At 60.8% G+C, this 15,676-nt stretch carries 18 protein-coding genes; 10 read left to right on the top strand and 8 right to left on the bottom strand.

Annotated features, from left to right (window positions below; all coding sequences use genetic code 11):
- Positions 1–26 precede the first annotated feature (26 nt).
- The 5 genes from H663_RS25550 to H663_RS25530 all read right to left on the bottom strand — a co-directional run bounded on the left by H663_RS25550 (position 27) and on the right by H663_RS25530 (position 4,652).
- Positions 27–1,118 carry a sulfate/molybdate ABC transporter ATP-binding protein gene (locus H663_RS25550; protein ID WP_053169500.1) on the bottom strand — a complete coding sequence of 364 codons (1,092 nt, stop codon included), beginning with the start codon at positions 1,116–1,118 and terminating at the stop codon, positions 27–29.
- A gap of 123 nt (positions 1,119–1,241) precedes the next feature.
- A complete protein-coding gene (cysW, locus tag H663_RS25545; protein ID WP_053169503.1) occupies positions 1,242–2,147 on the bottom strand; it encodes a sulfate ABC transporter permease subunit CysW in 906 nt (301 codons plus the stop codon).
- Complete coding sequence (gene cysT / locus H663_RS25540) at positions 2,144–3,007, bottom strand: sulfate ABC transporter permease subunit CysT (RefSeq protein WP_053169505.1); 864 nt, start codon at positions 3,005–3,007, stop codon at positions 2,144–2,146. Before cysT ends, cysW begins: the two co-directional genes overlap by 4 nt.
- Positions 3,008–3,055: 48 nt before the next feature.
- On the bottom strand, positions 3,056–3,634 hold the full coding sequence (locus H663_RS25535; RefSeq protein WP_053169507.1) for an RBBP9/YdeN family alpha/beta hydrolase: 579 nt from the start codon (positions 3,632–3,634) through the stop codon (positions 3,056–3,058).
- A 1-nt stretch (position 3,635) separates the two neighbouring features.
- Positions 3,636–4,652 carry a sulfate ABC transporter substrate-binding protein gene (locus H663_RS25530; protein WP_053169509.1) on the bottom strand — a complete coding sequence of 339 codons (1,017 nt, stop codon included), beginning with the start codon at positions 4,650–4,652 and terminating at the stop codon, positions 3,636–3,638.
- Positions 4,653–4,830: 178 nt separating this feature from the next.
- Here H663_RS25530 and H663_RS25525 point away from each other — a divergent pair, with 178 nt between their 5' ends.
- The 4 genes from H663_RS25525 (at position 4,831) to xth (ending at position 7,681) form a co-directional block, all read left to right on the top strand.
- The gene (locus tag H663_RS25525; RefSeq protein ID WP_053169511.1) at positions 4,831–5,673 is read left to right on the top strand and encodes a thymidylate synthase; all 843 of its coding nucleotides are present in this window, start codon (positions 4,831–4,833) and stop codon (positions 5,671–5,673) included.
- Positions 5,674–5,817: 144 nt separating this feature from the next.
- Complete coding sequence (locus tag H663_RS25520; protein ID WP_053169513.1) at positions 5,818–6,306, top strand: dihydrofolate reductase; 489 nt, start codon at positions 5,818–5,820, stop codon at positions 6,304–6,306.
- Between the two features lie 11 nt (positions 6,307–6,317).
- Positions 6,318–6,893 carry a DUF4337 domain-containing protein gene (locus H663_RS25515; RefSeq protein WP_053169515.1) on the top strand — a complete coding sequence of 192 codons (576 nt, stop codon included), beginning with the start codon at positions 6,318–6,320 and terminating at the stop codon, positions 6,891–6,893.
- Positions 6,894–6,901: 8 nt separating this feature from the next.
- The gene (gene xth, locus H663_RS25510; RefSeq protein ID WP_053169518.1) at positions 6,902–7,681 is read left to right on the top strand and encodes an exodeoxyribonuclease III; all 780 of its coding nucleotides are present in this window, start codon (positions 6,902–6,904) and stop codon (positions 7,679–7,681) included.
- A gap of 738 nt (positions 7,682–8,419) precedes the next feature.
- Here xth and H663_RS25505 read toward each other — a convergent pair.
- Positions 8,420–11,071 (bottom strand): DNA internalization-related competence protein ComEC/Rec2, encoded by a 2,652-nt coding sequence (locus H663_RS25505; protein ID WP_053169520.1) that lies wholly within the window; start codon positions 11,069–11,071, stop codon positions 8,420–8,422.
- A 456-nt stretch (positions 11,072–11,527) separates the two neighbouring features.
- Between H663_RS25505 and H663_RS25500 the strand changes: the two genes are divergently transcribed.
- Genes H663_RS25500 through serB form a run of 6 tightly spaced genes read left to right on the top strand, consistent with a single transcriptional unit; the run spans position 11,528 to position 14,369 of the window.
- Positions 11,528–11,986: a RidA family protein gene (locus H663_RS25500; protein WP_026036555.1), complete on the top strand. Its 459-nt coding sequence runs from the start codon at positions 11,528–11,530 to the stop codon at positions 11,984–11,986.
- Positions 11,987–11,995: 9 nt separating this feature from the next.
- Positions 11,996–12,262, top strand: a complete 267-nt coding sequence (locus tag H663_RS25495) for a DUF2164 domain-containing protein (RefSeq protein ID WP_053169522.1) — start codon at positions 11,996–11,998, stop codon at positions 12,260–12,262.
- Entirely contained in the window at positions 12,259–12,459 is a 201-nt protein-coding gene (locus tag H663_RS25490; protein ID WP_053169523.1) for a hypothetical protein, read from the top strand. Before H663_RS25495 ends, H663_RS25490 begins: the two co-directional genes overlap by 4 nt.
- A 7-nt stretch (positions 12,460–12,466) precedes the next feature.
- Positions 12,467–13,045, top strand: a complete 579-nt coding sequence (locus H663_RS25485; protein ID WP_053169525.1) for a flavin reductase family protein — start codon at positions 12,467–12,469, stop codon at positions 13,043–13,045.
- A 26-nt stretch (positions 13,046–13,071) separates the two neighbouring features.
- Entirely contained in the window at positions 13,072–13,587 is a 516-nt protein-coding gene (locus H663_RS25480) for a DUF1993 domain-containing protein (protein WP_053169527.1), read from the top strand.
- 53 nt (positions 13,588–13,640) lie between these two features.
- Positions 13,641–14,369 (top strand): phosphoserine phosphatase SerB, encoded by a 729-nt coding sequence (gene serB, locus H663_RS25475; RefSeq protein WP_053169529.1) that lies wholly within the window; start codon positions 13,641–13,643, stop codon positions 14,367–14,369.
- A 79-nt stretch (positions 14,370–14,448) separates the two neighbouring features.
- Here the strand turns inward: serB and H663_RS25470 are convergent, their stop codons facing one another.
- Complete coding sequence (locus tag H663_RS25470; RefSeq protein WP_053169532.1) at positions 14,449–14,661, bottom strand: DUF3820 family protein; 213 nt, start codon at positions 14,659–14,661, stop codon at positions 14,449–14,451.
- Positions 14,662–14,671: 10 nt separating this feature from the next.
- The gene (locus tag H663_RS25465; protein WP_053169535.1) at positions 14,672–15,475 is read right to left on the bottom strand and encodes an alpha/beta fold hydrolase; all 804 of its coding nucleotides are present in this window, start codon (positions 15,473–15,475) and stop codon (positions 14,672–14,674) included.
- Between the last annotated feature and the right edge of the window lie 201 nt (positions 15,476–15,676).

Here is a 15,676-nt window from a genome sequence, read left to right as displayed (position 1 = left end):
GCTGGCGTCAAGGCTCAGGCCGTTTTTTAGCCGTCCACAAACACCCGCGCCTTGCGCGGTGTCAGCACCAGCGTCTCGCCCTCTTTGAAGTCTTGCTGGCGGTATTGCGAGGCTGACAGCTGCGCTTCGATGATGGCGTCTTTGCCAAAGTGGCTCTCTACCGGCTCCAGCTCCAGGCGGGCCACAGGTCCGACCACAATGGCGCGGGTCAGCTTGGCCACGATGCCGGCATTGACACCGCCGGGCGTGTAACGGGCCACGTCCAGATCGTGCGGGCGCACATAAGCCATGGCCTTGGCGTCTTGCACCAGACCGTGCTCGGGGCTGTCCAGACGCACAGCGTGCTGGTCGGCACCGATCAGCATCTCGCCTTCATGGGCGCGGCCGTGAAAGAGGTTCACATCACCCAAAAAGCCATACACAAAGGGGCTGGCGGGGTGCTCCCACACGTCCTGAGGTGAGCCAATCTGCTCGATGTTGCCCTTGTTCATCAGCACCACCCGGTCAGCCACTTCCAGGGCTTCTTCCTGGTCATGCGTGACAAAAATGCTGGTCACATGCAATTCGTCGTGCAGGCGGCGCAACCAGCGGCGCAGCTCTTTGCGCACCTTGGCATCCAGAGCGCCAAAGGGCTCGTCGAGCAAGAGCACTTTGGGCTCCACGGCCAAGGCACGGGCCAGCGCAATGCGTTGACGCTGCCCACCCGACAGCTGCGAGGGATAGCGATCGGCCAGCCAATCGAGCTGCACCAGGCCCAGCAGTTCGTGCACTTTGCGCTGGATCTCGGACTCTGAGGGGCGCTGGTTGCGCGGTTTGACGCGCAGGCCAAAGGCCACGTTCTCGAACACCGTCATGTGGCGGAACAAGGCGTAGTGCTGGAAGACAAAGCCCACCTGGCGTTCACGCACATGCACATGGGTGGTGTCTTCACCGCTGAAGCCAATGGTGCCGCTGTCGGCCGTCTCCAGCCCCGCGATGATGCGCAGCAGCGTGGTCTTGCCGCAACCCGACGGGCCCAGCAGCGCGACCAGTTCGCCCGACTCGATGTCGAGGCTGACATTGTTCAGCGCGGTGAAGTCACCGAACTGCTTGTTGACGTTGCGAATTTCAATGCTCATGGTGTGTCTTGGGTGTGTCTGTTGATGGGGGAGACCCCTGTGGGAGTCAGCCTGCTGGCGATGTTTGCCCCATCACGGGGCATCGCTTGCAGGGCAAGCGCCTACAAAAATTCGCTCATGCGCTCATGCGGCGATGGCGGGGTTTTCGGGCGGCTTATCGGCCGCAGCTTTCGTGTCTTGTTCGTGTCGCCACTCAATCACCGACTTGATGACCAAGGTCACCAAAGCCAGCAAGGCCAAGAGCGAAGCCACGGCAAAGGCGGCCACCGATTGGTACTCGTTGTAGAGGATCTCCACGTGCAGCGGCATGGTGTTGGTCTGCCCACGGATGTGGCCCGAGACCACCGATACCGCGCCAAACTCGCCCATGGCCCGCGCATTGCACAGGATCACGCCGTAAATCAACCCCCACTTGATGTTGGGCAGCGTGACGTACCAAAATGTCTGCCAGCCGGTCGCGCCCAACACGATGGCGGCTTGCTCTTCGTCGTTGCCCTGCGCCTGCATGAGCGGGATCAGCTCACGGGCAATGAAGGGAAAGGTCACAAACAACGTGGCCAGCACGATACCTGGCACCGCAAAAATGATCTGGATGTCGTGCGCCTGCAGCCAAGGGCCAAACCAGCCATGCGCCCCAAACATGAGCACATAAATCAAACCCGCCACCACGGGCGAGACCGAAAACGGCAAGTCCACCAGCGTGGTCAAAAAGGCTTTGCCTTTGAATTCGTATTTGGCAATCGCCCAGGCGGCGGCCACGCCAAACACCAAATTCAGCGGCACCGCGATCGCCGCCGTGATCAGGGTCAATCGGATGGCCGACCAGGCATCGGGCTCCTGGAGCGCTTCAAAGTACGCGTCGAAACCCTTGCGCAAGGCTTCGGTGAACACCGCCGCCAAGGGCAAGACCAGAAACAAGAACATGAACACCAGCGCAATGCCAATCAGGCTGTAGCGCACCCAGGACGACTCGGTGGTGCCCGTTTGCGCGCGGCGAGCCGAGGCTTTGAGAGAAGGACCGCCGCTCATGCCGGGGCTCCAGAGTGTTTGCGCTGCCAAGCTTGCAGCGCGTTGATGATGAGCAGCAAGATGAAGGAGAACACCAACATCACCAGCGCCACGGCGGTGGCACCGGCGTAGTCGTATTGCTCGAGCTTGCCGATGATGATCAGCGGTGTGATCTCAGACACCATGGGCATGTTGCCCGCAATGAAGATGACCGAGCCATATTCACCGATGGCCCGCGCAAAGGCCATGGCAAAGCCCGTGAGCAATGCGGGCGCGATCGACGGAAAAATCACCCTGGTGAAGATCTGCCAGCGCGTCGCGCCCAGGCAGGTGGCCGCTTCTTCCAGTTCTTTTTCGGCGTCTTCCAGCACCGGCTGCACCGTGCGCACCACAAAGGGTAAGCCAATGAAGATCAGCGCGATCACCACGCCGTTGGGGTTGAAGGCCAGTTGAATGCCCAGCGGCTCCAAATACTGCCCCACCCAGCCGTTGCCCGCCAGCAAGGCCGTGAGTGAAATGCCTGCCACCGCCGTGGGCAGCGCAAAAGGCAAGTCCACCAGCGCATCAACGATCTTTTTGCCAAAGAATTTGTAGCGCACCAGCACCCAGGCCACCAAGAGGCCAAACACCACATTGATGGAGGCTGCGATCAGCGATGCACCAAAGGTCAGGCGATACGACGCCATCACGCGCGGCCCCGTCACGGCGGCCAAGAACTGGTCCCACGTCAGGGTGAAGGTTTTGAACACCAGTGCCGACAAAGGGATCAGCACGATCAGGCTCAGGTAAAAAATCGTGAACCCCAGGGTCAGGTTGAACCCGGGCAACACTTTGGCTGGCACCCGCCGTTTGGCAGGCGCTGCAATGGGCAATGCGGTCATGGGTGCGAAATCTCTAAAGAAGGAATGAATGGCGCAAAGACAGTGACTTCATGCCGGCTCCATTTGCGCCTGAGGCTCTGTTGCCCATGGCAGCGACGCCGTCAAAGATTGCAAAAGCGCCAAGCCCAGCGGCCAATCGCCAAAGCCGGACTCCGCGTTGATGTGCCCTGCGTTTTGCAGACGCACCACCTCGCTGCCCCAGGAACGCGCATAAGCGCCTGCGGTGCGCACGGGGCAAAAGGGGTCGTTGGTGCTGGCCACCACGATGCTGCGGTAAGGCAATGGCTGGTAAGGCACAGGCGCAAAGTCCGCCAAGGGGCCACGGCGCTCCGGATCGACCGGCGCCACGAGCAATGCACCGTTGATGCGGCCGGCCACCTCTGGCGGCAACAGTGTGGTGGCAATGCAGCCCAAACTGTGCGCCACCACCACCACAGGCCCCGGCTGCGCCAAGAGGGTCTGCGCGATGGCACGCAACCACACCGCTTGCTTGGGGCGCTGCCAGTCATCGTCGGCCATGGCCACACGCACCGCACCCGGCAGGCGATGGGCCCACAGGCTTTGCCAGTGGCCGGGGCCAGAATCTTTCCAGCCGGGAACGATGACGATCTTTGCGTTCTGGGTCATATCAACGCGCACTGTAGATCTGATCAAAGCTCGCACCATCCGCAAAGTGGTCCTTGCCCGCTTTGGTCCAGCCCCCAAAGGCCTGATCGATCGTCACCAGATTGAGCTTGGGGAACTGCTTGGCGTATTTGGCTTGGGCCTTGGGCGAGATGGGGCGGTAGAAGTTCTTGCCCGCAATGTTCTGGCCTTCGTCGGTGTACAGGTACTCCAGATAGGCCTGGGCCACAGCTCGGGTGCCCTTCTTGTCCACGTTTTTGTCGACCACGGTCACCGCAGGCTCAGCCAGGATGGACAGCGAGGGATAGACCACATCGAATTTGGCGGAGAACTCTTTTTCCAGCAGGTAGGCTTCGTTCTCCCAGGCGATCAGCACGTCGCCCTGGTTGCGCTGGGCAAAGGTGATGGTCGAACCTCGGGCGCCGGTGTCGAGCACGGGCACGTTTTTGTAGAGCGCCGCCACAAAGTCTTTGGCCTTGACGTCACCGCCCAATTTGCGTTTGGCAAACTCCCAGGCGGCCAGGTAGCTCCAGCGGGCACCGCCCGAGGTTTTGGGGTTGGGCGTGATGACCTTGATGCCGGGTTTGACCAGATCGTCCCAGTCTTTGATGCCTTTGGGGTTGCCCTCGCGCACCACCAGCACGATGGTGGATGTGTAGGGCGAGCTGTTGTGTGGCAGGCGTTTTTGCCAGTCTTTGGGGATCAGTTTGCCGTTGTCGTGCAGGGCGTCGGTGTCACCGGCCAGGGCCAGGGTGGCCACATCGGCATCCAGACCGTCAATGATGGATCGGGCTTGTTTGCCCGAGCCGCCGTGCGACTGCTTGAAGCTCAGGTCTTGACCGGTCTTGGCTTTCCAGTGCTTGGCAAAGGCCTGGTTAAATTCGACATACAGCTCGCGGGTGGGGTCGTAGGACACATTGAGCAGGCTGACCTGGGCCTGGGCGGCCAGACCGCTCAGGCCCAGAAGGGCGGCGGCGATCAGTGGCGAAATCAGTCGGGAAAATGGGCGTTGGTTTTTCATGTTCGGCCTCCGAATTGGCTTCGTCTTTTTGACGATGGAGCGGATTCTGAAATCGAACGCTTAAAACTCAAACGACTGATTAATCATTTCCTAATGAGAGAAACATCTATAAAGAAGCCGCAACAGCCTTGCCTGAACAATGAAAGCTCCTTTTGCCAATGCCGTAAACTGACACCCCATGAGTACCGCAGCCCCCCGCCCCATCCGCAGCCAATACGAAGACTTCATGCGCCACGTCTACACGACCGGCGTGCAAAAAGGCGACCGCACCGGCACTGGCACGCGCAGCGTGTTTGGCCACCAGATGCGTTTTGACCTGAACGAGGGCTTTCCGCTGGTCACCACCAAGAAGGTGTTTTTGCGGGCCATCATCGTGGAGCTGCTGTGGTTTTTGCGCGGCGACAGCAATGTGAAATGGCTGCAAGAACGCGGCTGCACCATCTGGGACGAATGGGCCCGAGAAGACGGTGACCTGGGCCCGGTGTATGGCGTGCAGTGGCGCAACTGGCCCACCCCGGGCGGCGGCCACATTGACCAAATTCAGCAGGTCATGGACACGCTGAAAAACACCCCCGACTCGCGCCGCATCATCGTGAGCGCCTGGAACGTGGCCGATCTCGACCAGATGGCGCTCATGCCCTGCCATGCTTTCTTTCAGTTCTATGTGACGCCGCCCCAAAAGGCGGGTGACAAGCCGCGCCTGAGCTGCCAGCTGTACCAGCGCAGCGCCGACATTTTTCTGGGCGTGCCCTTCAACATCGCCAGCTACGCGCTGCTGACCCATATGGTGGCCCAGCAGTGCGACATGGATGTGGGCGACTTCATCTGGACGGGTGGTGATTGCCACATTTACAGCAACCACCACGAGCAAGTCGAGCTTCAGTTGAGCCGTTCGCCCATGGCTTACCCGACCCTGAACATCAAACGCAAACCCGCTTCGATCTTTGACTACGAATTCGAGGACTTCGAGGTCGTTGGCTACGAATGCCACCCCGCCATCAAGGCACCGGTGGCTGTTTGAACCCCAAATAAACATGGATTGCCGCGCTTCGCTCGCCATGACGGTGATCTCGCCCGTCATGGCGAGGAGCGCAGCGACCTGGCCCTCCAGTGCATTGGATGGGGCAAGTCAAACGCATGCCGTCTTTTCAGTACCACTTCCCACATGAAACTCCACCTCATTTACGCCCGAGCCCGAAATGGCGTGATCGGCAAAGACAATCAGATGCCCTGGCATCTGCCCGAAGACCTGGCGCACTTCAAGCGCGTCACGCTCGGCCAGCCCGTCATCATGGGACGCAAGACATGGGACTCGCTGCCTGCACGCTTTCGCCCCCTGCCCGGCCGCCTGAACATCGTCGTCACCCGCCAAAACGACTGGCAAGCTGAGGGTGCCTTGCGGGCCGGCTCGATCGAAGAGGCCAAGCGACTGTGCGGCGATGTGCCCGACGCCTGGATCATGGGCGGCGCAGAGCTCTACCGCCAAGCCGAACCGCACGCCAGCAGTGCCGTCGTCACCGAAATTGAGCGCGATTACGATGGGGATGCATTCGCCCCTGAACTGGGCACCTCGTGGCATGAAGTCCAGCGAGAACCGCATGTTTCGGCCCAGGGCTTGCCCTTCAGTTTCGTCACTTACCACCACACTCTTTAAGGAATCCTCACATGTCAGGACACGGTTTTCACGTCCACGGCCCGCACGACCACGAACTGGAACACGCCGCGCAAGGCCACGGCGGCAGCCACACCAACAGCATCGCCATGTTCACCGCCTTGATCGCCACGGTGGGAGCCTTGTTTGGATACATGGGGGGTGCCACCCAATCCAACGCCGGGCTTTACAAAAACAATGCTGCTTTGAAAAAAACAGAAGCCTCCAACCAATGGAATTACTACCAGGCCAAAAGCAACAAACAAAACCTCAGCGAGCTGGCCATTGAATTGGCACCAGCGACCAAGAAAGACTTCTACACCGACGAGATCAAACGCTACAAAGGCGAAAAAGCCGAAATCAAGCTGGCCGCAGAAAAGCTCGAAGCCGAAGCCAAAGCCTGGGATCAGCAATCCGACGAGCAAATTCACCAACACCACCGCTGGGCGCAAGCCACCACCGTGCTTCAAGTGGCCATTGCCATGGCGGCCATTGCACTGCTGTCCAAACGTAAATGGCTGGAATACGTCATGTACGGTGCTGGCGCTGTTGGCTTGGTGATCGGTGGTCTGGCGGCAGCTCACATTTAAGGACCGTCATGAAAATTGCCACCTGGAATGTGAACTCGCTGTCGGTGCGCCTGCCCCAAGTGCTGGACTGGCTCGCAGCCAACCCCACCGACGTGCTGGCCCTGCAAGAACTCAAGCTCACCGACGACAAGTTCCCCGTTGCGGCCTTTGCCGAAGCGGGTTACCAGGCGCAATGGTTCGGGCAAAAAACCTACAACGGTGTGGCCCTGATCTCCCAAGCCCCCGGTACCGATGTGGTCAAGAACATCCCCGGTTTTGAAGACGACATGTCCCGCGTGATCGCAGCCACCTACCCCGATGGCACAGGCGGTCAATTGCGGGTGATCGGGGCCTACTTTCCGAACGGCCAAGCGCCGGACAGCGACAAATTTGTTTACAAGATGCGCTGGCTCGACGCACTGCGCGATTGGGTCAAAGCGGAGATGACGCGTCACCCCCATCTGGTGCTGATGGGCGACTACAACATCACTTATGACGAGTTGGACATGTGGGACCCGGTGGGCCTGGCCGGCACGATTCACTGCACCGATGCCGAACGCGAGAAACTCCAAGCCCTGACAAGCTTGGGCTTGACCGACAGCTTCCGCCTGTTTGAGCAGCCAGAAAAAAGCTTCAGCTGGTGGGATTACCGCGAATTCGCCTTCCGCCGTAACCGGGGCCTGCGAATTGACCACATCCTGATTTCTGAGAACCTCAAGGACCGAGCCACTGCCTGCGTGATCGACCGTGCGCCGCGCAAAAACGAACGACCCAGCGATCACGCGCCTGTGGTGTTGACGCTGGCCTGATCAGGCGCCCCCCGGACGCTTTGAGTGCCGACCTGCAAGCGCGCCGCCGAAACGCTTTCGAGTCGGTGATCCCAAAAGACGATGGCGTCTCTGCTGCTGACCATTTATTCGGCCCGATGAAGTCTGAGCCGTGTGTTGCCCGTTGGGAGGATTTTGTGGGAGCTTGCCTTGCAAGCGAAAAGCCTGTGGTCCACAAGCGTCCGATCGCCAGCAGGGCCAGCGCCCACAAGGTGCAAGGTTGAAGTCACCCTGCAGACTTCAAAGGGCCGGATCAATAACTGACATGTCTCAACCATTTCAAACTTCAGTGTGCCGGATTCCTATTGATTCGGCACGCTGAAGTTTGAAATGTGTGAGAAATGTCATCTCGTAGGTCGGCACTCGCAGAGTCCGACATTTGTCCGAACAAGCACATGCCCATGTCAGGGCGGTACGGGCAAATCACGCAAACGTCGGGGTCTTCGACCACCGACCTACCAATCACCGCCATCTCGTAGGTCGGCACTCGCAGAGTCCGACGTTTTCAGCCTTTGGCACAGGCCCCATGTCGGGGTCTTCGATCGCCGACCTGCGAGTCTGAGCCGTGTGTTGCCCGTTGGGAGGATTTTGTGGGAGCTTGCCAGCCAAGCGAAAAGCCTGCGGTCCACAAGCGTCCGATCGCCAGCAGGGCCAGCGCCCACAAAGTACAAGATTGAAGTCACCCTGCAAACTTCACAGGGCCGGATCAATAAGCGCAGTTCAGGGTGGCGCGTGGTGCCAATAGCGGCGGGCTCGTTCGCGTTCGCACACCCACCGATCAGGCGCCTGGCTGCGCCAGGTGGCAGCGCCGCAGTGAGCGCTGTCGACCACCGTGATGTTCATGTCTTCATAGCGGGCCAGCACAGGCGCGGCCGGGTGGCCAAAACGGTTGCGGTAACCGGCTTGCACCAGCGCCAGCCGGGGTTGCAAGGCCTCCAAAAAAGGCGCACTCGACGAAGTTTTGCTGCCATGATGCGGCACCAGCAGCACATCCACGCGTGACAAACCCGATTGCACCAGCTGAGCCTCTTGAGGCGCTTCGATGTCGCCTGTCAGCAAGGCAGACGCATTCTGATCAGAGATGCGCAGCACGCAGCTCACGGCATTGGGCTTGATCCGAGGCAGGCGCTGGCGACTCGCCTCACCCGGTCCAGCTTCTGGCGACTTATTGGGCCCATCTGCAAAAGGGTGCAGCACTTCAAAACGCACGCCATCCCAGACCCATGACTGACCCGCCTGGCAGCGCGTCCAGGGGCTGCGCAAGCGGTGCAGGGGGTGATCGTCTTCGAGCGAGGTCCACAAATCGGCCTGAGGTTGCATGGCCAACACGGCTGCGCCGCCGCCGGTGTGGTCGCTGTCGCGGTGGCTCAGCACCAGGCGATCCAGCCGTTCACCCATCTGCGCCAGCAGCGGCACCAGCACACGATGACCCGCATCACTTTCGGCCGAATAACGGGGGCCTGCGTCGTACAGCAAACTGTGACTGGCCGTGCGCACCAGCACGGCGTTGCCCTGCCCCACGTCGGCGGCCAGCAGCTCAAATGTGCCTGGCGGCGGCCGGGGATGCGACCAAAACAGCACTGGCCAGAGCAGAGGCAAGCTGAGCACCTTCAGGGCCCGTGGTGCAGGCAAGACCCAACACACAGCCCCCACCAGCGCCAGCAGCGCCAAGCCCACGGGCGGCATGGCGGTGCTCAGGCTGGCCAGCGGCCAAGACGCCAGCCAGGACAGCCAGGCGGCCAAGGGCTGCAAACACAAGGCGGCCCAAACCCAGGCCTCCGACCAAATCATCCCCAGCAGTGCCAAGGGTGTGACCACCAGGGTCACCCAGGGAATGGCCACCAAATTGGCCAAAAGCCCCACCACGGACAACTGACCGAAGAACAACAAAGTCAAGGGTGCCAAGGCCAAGGTGACCACCGCTTGCTCACGCAACAAGCCCAGCACACGCCCCCCAAAAGGGCCGCTGATCCAGGTCTTGAACAAGCCCAAAACACCAGCACCAGCACCCTGCAGGCGCAGCGACCCCAAGCCCATCCCCAAGCGCAACGCCTTGACACCGTCATTGGCTGCATCAAGGCGCTCAGGCATGAATGGGCTGCTCATGGCCTGACTCGCCTTGATTGGCCCCTGCCCCGAACTGGCCATCAGCACACCCACCGCCACAAAGCTCAACCAAAACCCCGCCTGCAAAAAAGCCCATGGATCAATCACCAACACCACGGCCCCGGCCAACAACCAAATCAGGGCCAACGGCCATTGCCGCGCTGACACCCGCAGCACAACCACCACGGTCAACATCCACAGCGTGCGTTGCGCAGGCACGCCCCAGCCACTGAACACGGCATACAAAGCCGCCAAGGCCAAGCCGGACCAGGCCCCCACATGGGCGGCAGGCCAACGCAAGGCACCCTGAAAACCCCACAAGGCCGACATGCGCCAACACCACCCCACCCACAGCGTCGCCAACCAGGCGAACATGGTCACATGCAGGCCAGAAATGCTCATGAGGTGGGCCACGCCCGTGGCCCGAAAGACGTCCCAGTCACTGCGGTCAATGGCGGCCTGATCGCCGGTGACCAGAGCCGCGACGATGCCCGCCAGATTCGGCCCCGGGGCAGCACCGTCGCCCCAGGGTGCCAAGCGGTCCAGCAATCGGTCTCGCACCGTTTGCCGCCACCACTCCACCGGATGCGCCCAGGTTTGGGCCAAGCGCTGGGGCAATGGGTCGCGCCCGCCCGTGCGCACATAGCCCGTGGCCCCCACACCCTGCTCGAACAGCCAGAGCTCATAGTCAAAACCGCGAGGGTTCATGTGGCCGTGCGGTGCCTTCAGGCGCACCCGCAGCCGCCAGCGCTCACCGGCTTGCACCGGCTCGGGCAAGGCCGTCAGGCGCCATCCACTGTCGTGGCCCTCCTGCCCATACCAGCCCAGATAGATCTGCTCAGGCACAGACACCGGCTTGCCCGCCCGCTTGGCACTTTCCACCTGAAAGCGAAATCGCCAGCCCAAGTCCTGCCTTTGCGGCATGGCCTGTACCACGCCCACCACATCCAGGTCCTGGCCTTCCAGCGCGCTGTCCAGTTGCCCGACCTGAATGGACGCATGCAAACCAGTGACCGCAAACGAGAACAAGCCACAGGCCAGCAGCAGGCCCCCTAAGCGTGCAGCAGTCCACAGCGTGGTTCTGCGCCCACCCCTGGCCCCGCCCCATCGGGCAGACAGGCCTGCCGCCCCCAGACAAGCAGCCGCCAAAGCCCACCCATAGGCCTGCGTTGGCCACAGCGCCACCTGATGCAGTTGCAGTGCCAGGCCTGCGCCCCCCGCCAGGAGGCCCAGCCATAAACGACGGGCCCAATTCATGGACTGCATGCCAGCGGCCCTGCTGGGGCGCTCAATCTTGGCGCGTGGTGCTTGGTCATCCTGTGCAGCCTCCCTGAATTGGCTGTGCTGGTGCCTGACCCCAGATTTACCGCAAGCGGCGGCAGCTGAAGTTGGCGTGTGTTTTGTACCTTGTAAACGCCCAAGCGGCTCTTGTCATGCGTGCAGCCCCTGTTGCGCAGTCTGAAAAATGTCGATACAGCTTGCCCACTCCTGCAGCTGTGTTGGGTGTATCCGGGTGGTTTTGTCAGTTGGGGGCGCAGGCTTCAACACGCCTTGACTGACCGACCAGGCGCTCATGGAGACGGTGGGCCGCAAGGTCAAATCACAGACTTTGCATGTGCCGCTGTGCAAACACGCCGCCTCACTCTTCAGCGACAATCTGCACTCTTGTTTGGCTGCGCCTGTGGCCAATCATTTCGAAAACCCATCACCGAAGCCCTTGCCATGAGCGTTTACGACACCCTGAAATCCCTGAACATCGAACTGCCTCCGGTGGCTGTGCCCGCTGCGGCCTATGTGCCCTTTGTGCAGACCGGCAATCTGGTTTTCCTTTCTGGCCACATCGCCAAAAAAGACGGCAAAGTCTGGGCAGGCCAGCTGGGCAAAAACATCAGCACCGCCGAAGGCCAGCAAGCGGCCCGCGCCGTGGCGATTGACCTGATGGGCACGCTGCACGCCGCCGTGGGCGACCTCAACAAGGTCAAGCGCATCGTCAAGGTGATGAGCCTGGTCAACTCCACCGGTGACTTCACCGAGCAACACCTGGTCACCAACGGCTGCAGCGAACTGCTGGGTCAAGTGTTTGGCCCTCAAGCGGGGGCACACGCCCGCAGCGCCTTTGGCGTGGCCCAAATTCCCATGGGCGCTTGCGTCGAGATCGAACTCATTGCCGAAATCGGCTGATCTGCGGCCATGCCCATTGAACTGAGCAAAGAAGACCGGGCTCAGGCCATTGCCAGCATCGAGCGCTACTTTGAAGTCAACTTCGAGCAAAAGATCGGCAACATTTCTGCCGGTGCCTTGCTCGGTTTTGTTTTGGAAGAAATTGGCCCCAGCATCTACAACCGCGCTGTGAGCGATGCCAAAGAGCGCATGCTCAGGCGCGTGGAGGACCTGGAATACGAGATCCGCGAAGACGAATTTCAGTACTGGCAAAAATTCAACAAGCGCAAAGCATGAACATGACAGTCGTCACTCTGCCGCTTCTGGTCGCCATCTCGGGCTGCGGCCTGGTGTCGACTCAGGCCGTTTACGAAGAAATCCGTGCTCAGGAAACAGCCAAGGCGGTGGGCAGCGCCAGCGCACCAGGCAGCAAGCTGCCGCCTTACGATCAATACCAAAAAGAGCGCTCTGCACTCTCACCTGAAACCCGCTGAACACCGCATGCAAACTGTTGAACTGAAACACGCCTACCGCCTGCTCAACCACGGACCCACCGTGCTGGTGGGCAGTGCACATGCAGGCAAAACCAATGTGATGGCCGCTGCCTGGGCCATGCCGCTGGACTTTGACACACCCAAGATTGCAGTCGTTGTCGACAAGGCCACACTGACTCGGGAGCTGATCGACGCCTCGGGCGTGCTCAGCATCAACGTGCCCACCGTGGCCCTGAAAGACCAGGTCATGGCCGCTGGCGGCATGAGCGGCAAGGACCACCCCGACAAACTGGCCCGCTGCAAGATCAGCACCCAGGCCGCAGCACACACCGGCGTGCCGCTGGTGCATGGCTGCATCGCGCAACTCGAATGCCGCGTGTTGCCTGCCACCACCCATGTGGCCGGGCCGCACGACTTGATATTGGCCGAAGTGATCGCCGCCTGGGCTGACGAACGTGTCTTCACAGCAGGCCGCTGGCACTTTGAAAATGCCCCACCCGAATTGCGCAGCCTGCACCATGTGGCGGGCGGCCACTTTTATGCCATTGGCGAGCCGGTGAGTGCCCTGCCCGTGGCCAACGCCTGAAATTTCAACAACAACCGGAGACCTTCATGACCCTTTCCATGTCCAACGCCAGCCTGCCCGTGTGCACCCGCATGCTGAGCAACCTGAGCCACATCCTGGCCAAGGCCGAGCAGTTTGTCGAAGCCAAAAAAATCGACCCCACGGCGCTGACCACCTACCGACTGGCACCTGACATGTTCCCGTTCACACGACAGGTGTTGATCGCCTGCGATGCGGTGAAAAACGGCGTGGCCCGCCTGTCTGGTGTAGAAGCGCCCAAATTCGACGACACCGAAACCACCCTGGCCCAACTGCAAGAACGCATCCAGAAAACCCTGGCCTTCATCGCCACCGTGCCCGCCGCTGCGCTGGACGGCACCGAAGCCAAGGACATCACCTTTCCCGCAGGCCCGGGCAAGACCCGCACCTTGAAGGGTCAGGACTACCTCATGGGCTGGATGCTGCCCAATATGTATTTCCACATCACCACGGCCTACACCATCCTGCGCCACAACGGGGTGGAAGTGGGCAAGGTCGATTATTTGATGGGCGCGCAGGCCTGAGCACACCAAGCCGACAGGCTTGGGACCCTTTCGTTTCTTTCATCCATTTCCGCATGACCACCGCTACCGAATTCGCCCCCGGCCTCGCCATTCAAGGCTTTACCGCCCCCCTGTCACTGTCCCAGTTCAAACTCATTGCGTTTGACATGGACTCCACGCTCATCAGCATCGAGTGCATCGACGAGATCGCCGACGCCGTGGGCCGCAAGGCCGAGGTGGCGGCCATCACCGAGGCGGCCATGCGCGGCGAGATCACTGACTTCAAGGAAAGCCTTCGCCGCCGCCTGGCACTGCTCAAGGGCGTGACGCTGGCCGACATGGAGCGTGTCTACACCGAGCGCCTGAAGATCAACCCCGGCGCGGCCGAGCTGATTGCCGCTTGCCAGAAAGCGGGCATGAAGGTGCTGTTGGTGTCGGGCGGCTTCACCTTCTTCGCGGACCGCGTCAAAGCCCGCCTGAACATCGACTTCGCCCGCTCCAACCGGCTTGAGATCGTCAATGGCGAACTCACGGGCGGCCTGGTCTTGCAAAGCTGGGGCGACATCTGCGACGGCACCGAGAAGCGTCGCACCTTGTTGGAAGTGGCTTCGCTGTTGGGCATTGAGGCCCACGAGTGCATCGCCATGGGGGACGGCGCGAACGACCTGCCCATGATGGGCGCGTGTTCAGACGCGGGTGGCCTGTCGGTGGCCTACCACGCCAAACCCAAGGTGCGCGAGCAGGCCATGGTCGCCATTCACACGGGTGGACTGGACCGCCTGCTGGAAGTCGTCAAGCCCTGAAGGATGACTGTAGATTGGAGCTTCAGCTCCAACGCTGCATGCTTTGCAACAGACCCATATCGGGGCTGAAGCCGCCGACCTACTGAGGACGTAAGGGCTTGAGCAAATCGCTCAAACCGTTGTGGTCAATCTCTTGCATCAGCTGAAGCAAGCGGCCGACCTCGCCTTTGGGGAAACCCTCGCGTGCAAACCAGTTGAGGTAATTGCCGGGCAAGTCGGCGATCAGCATACCCTTGTGCTTGCCAAATGGCATGGGCATGGTGACCAGTTTCATCAGGTCTTCGGGGTTCATGCCCAGCCCCTCACTCCTGGCCCCACAGCCAGCTGCGCACCCGCTCATGAAAAGCTTCAGGCCGCGAAATCATGACCCAATGCCCGCAGGGCAGGCCTTGAACCGCGCAGCCGGGCGAGGCGGCGACTTTTTCCAGCCACTTGGCAGAATGGAACATGAAGGGTTTGCGCTCGCCATAGACAAACAACAGTGGCATGGGCAACTGAATTTGCGCCGCGCCTTTGAAGCCGCCCGCAGTACCGAACCACTGCATGGCGTAGGGGTAGTTCATCTTGTGGGTGATGCGCTCTGGCACGGCCGGACAACGCAACCAACGCGCCATGGCGCGGGTCATGCGGGTGCCGATGCGGCCGCCCAGCTTCCAGGCCAGGGCCAGCCAAACCTGGTAGCCCATCACAGACAGTTTTTCCTTGGCGCTCCAACTGCGCAACAAGGCTCCCGAGTTGTGGTCACCCACGTCCACCGCCACCACGCGGGCCACACGATCAGGGTGGCGCATGGCAAATTCATAACCAAAAATGCAGCCCCAATCGTGCAGCATCAGGGTCACGGGCTTGTGAGGGCTGATGCGGTCCACGATCTGGCGCAGCAACCGGCACATGTCGTCGAGGCTGGTGGCAGAGGGGCCGGTTTCAAAACCTGGCAGCGTCAGTCGGGCGCAGGTGGCACGGTCTTGCAAAGCAGCCACGGTGCCATCCCAAAGGGCTCGAGTGTCGGGCCATCCGTGCAGCATGAGGATCACCTCATCGCCCTCACCTTGCAGCCAGACTTCGGTGCCGTTGACAGTGATGGCGTATTCAGCAGAAATCAACATCTTGGGGTCTCTGTAAAACGAATCAATCGAAGTCATCCCATTTCTCCATTGTGAATCATCCACCCGTCATTGCGCCCTCACTTCAGTCATTGCGCCCAACATCAGTCATTGCCCCCACTTCCGTCATTGCGAGCGAAGCGTGGCAATCCAGCTTCTGCGGTCAAGCTGGCGACAAAGCCTAGATCAACCGCCCCAGCTGGA

Origin of the sequence: Limnohabitans planktonicus II-D5 (genome assembly GCF_001270065.2) — a bacterium.
Lineage (GTDB): Bacteria > Pseudomonadota > Gammaproteobacteria > Burkholderiales > Burkholderiaceae_C > Limnohabitans_A > Limnohabitans_A planktonicus.
Note: the sequence above shows the minus strand (reverse complement) of the source record. Positions and strands in the feature narration are given on the sequence as shown.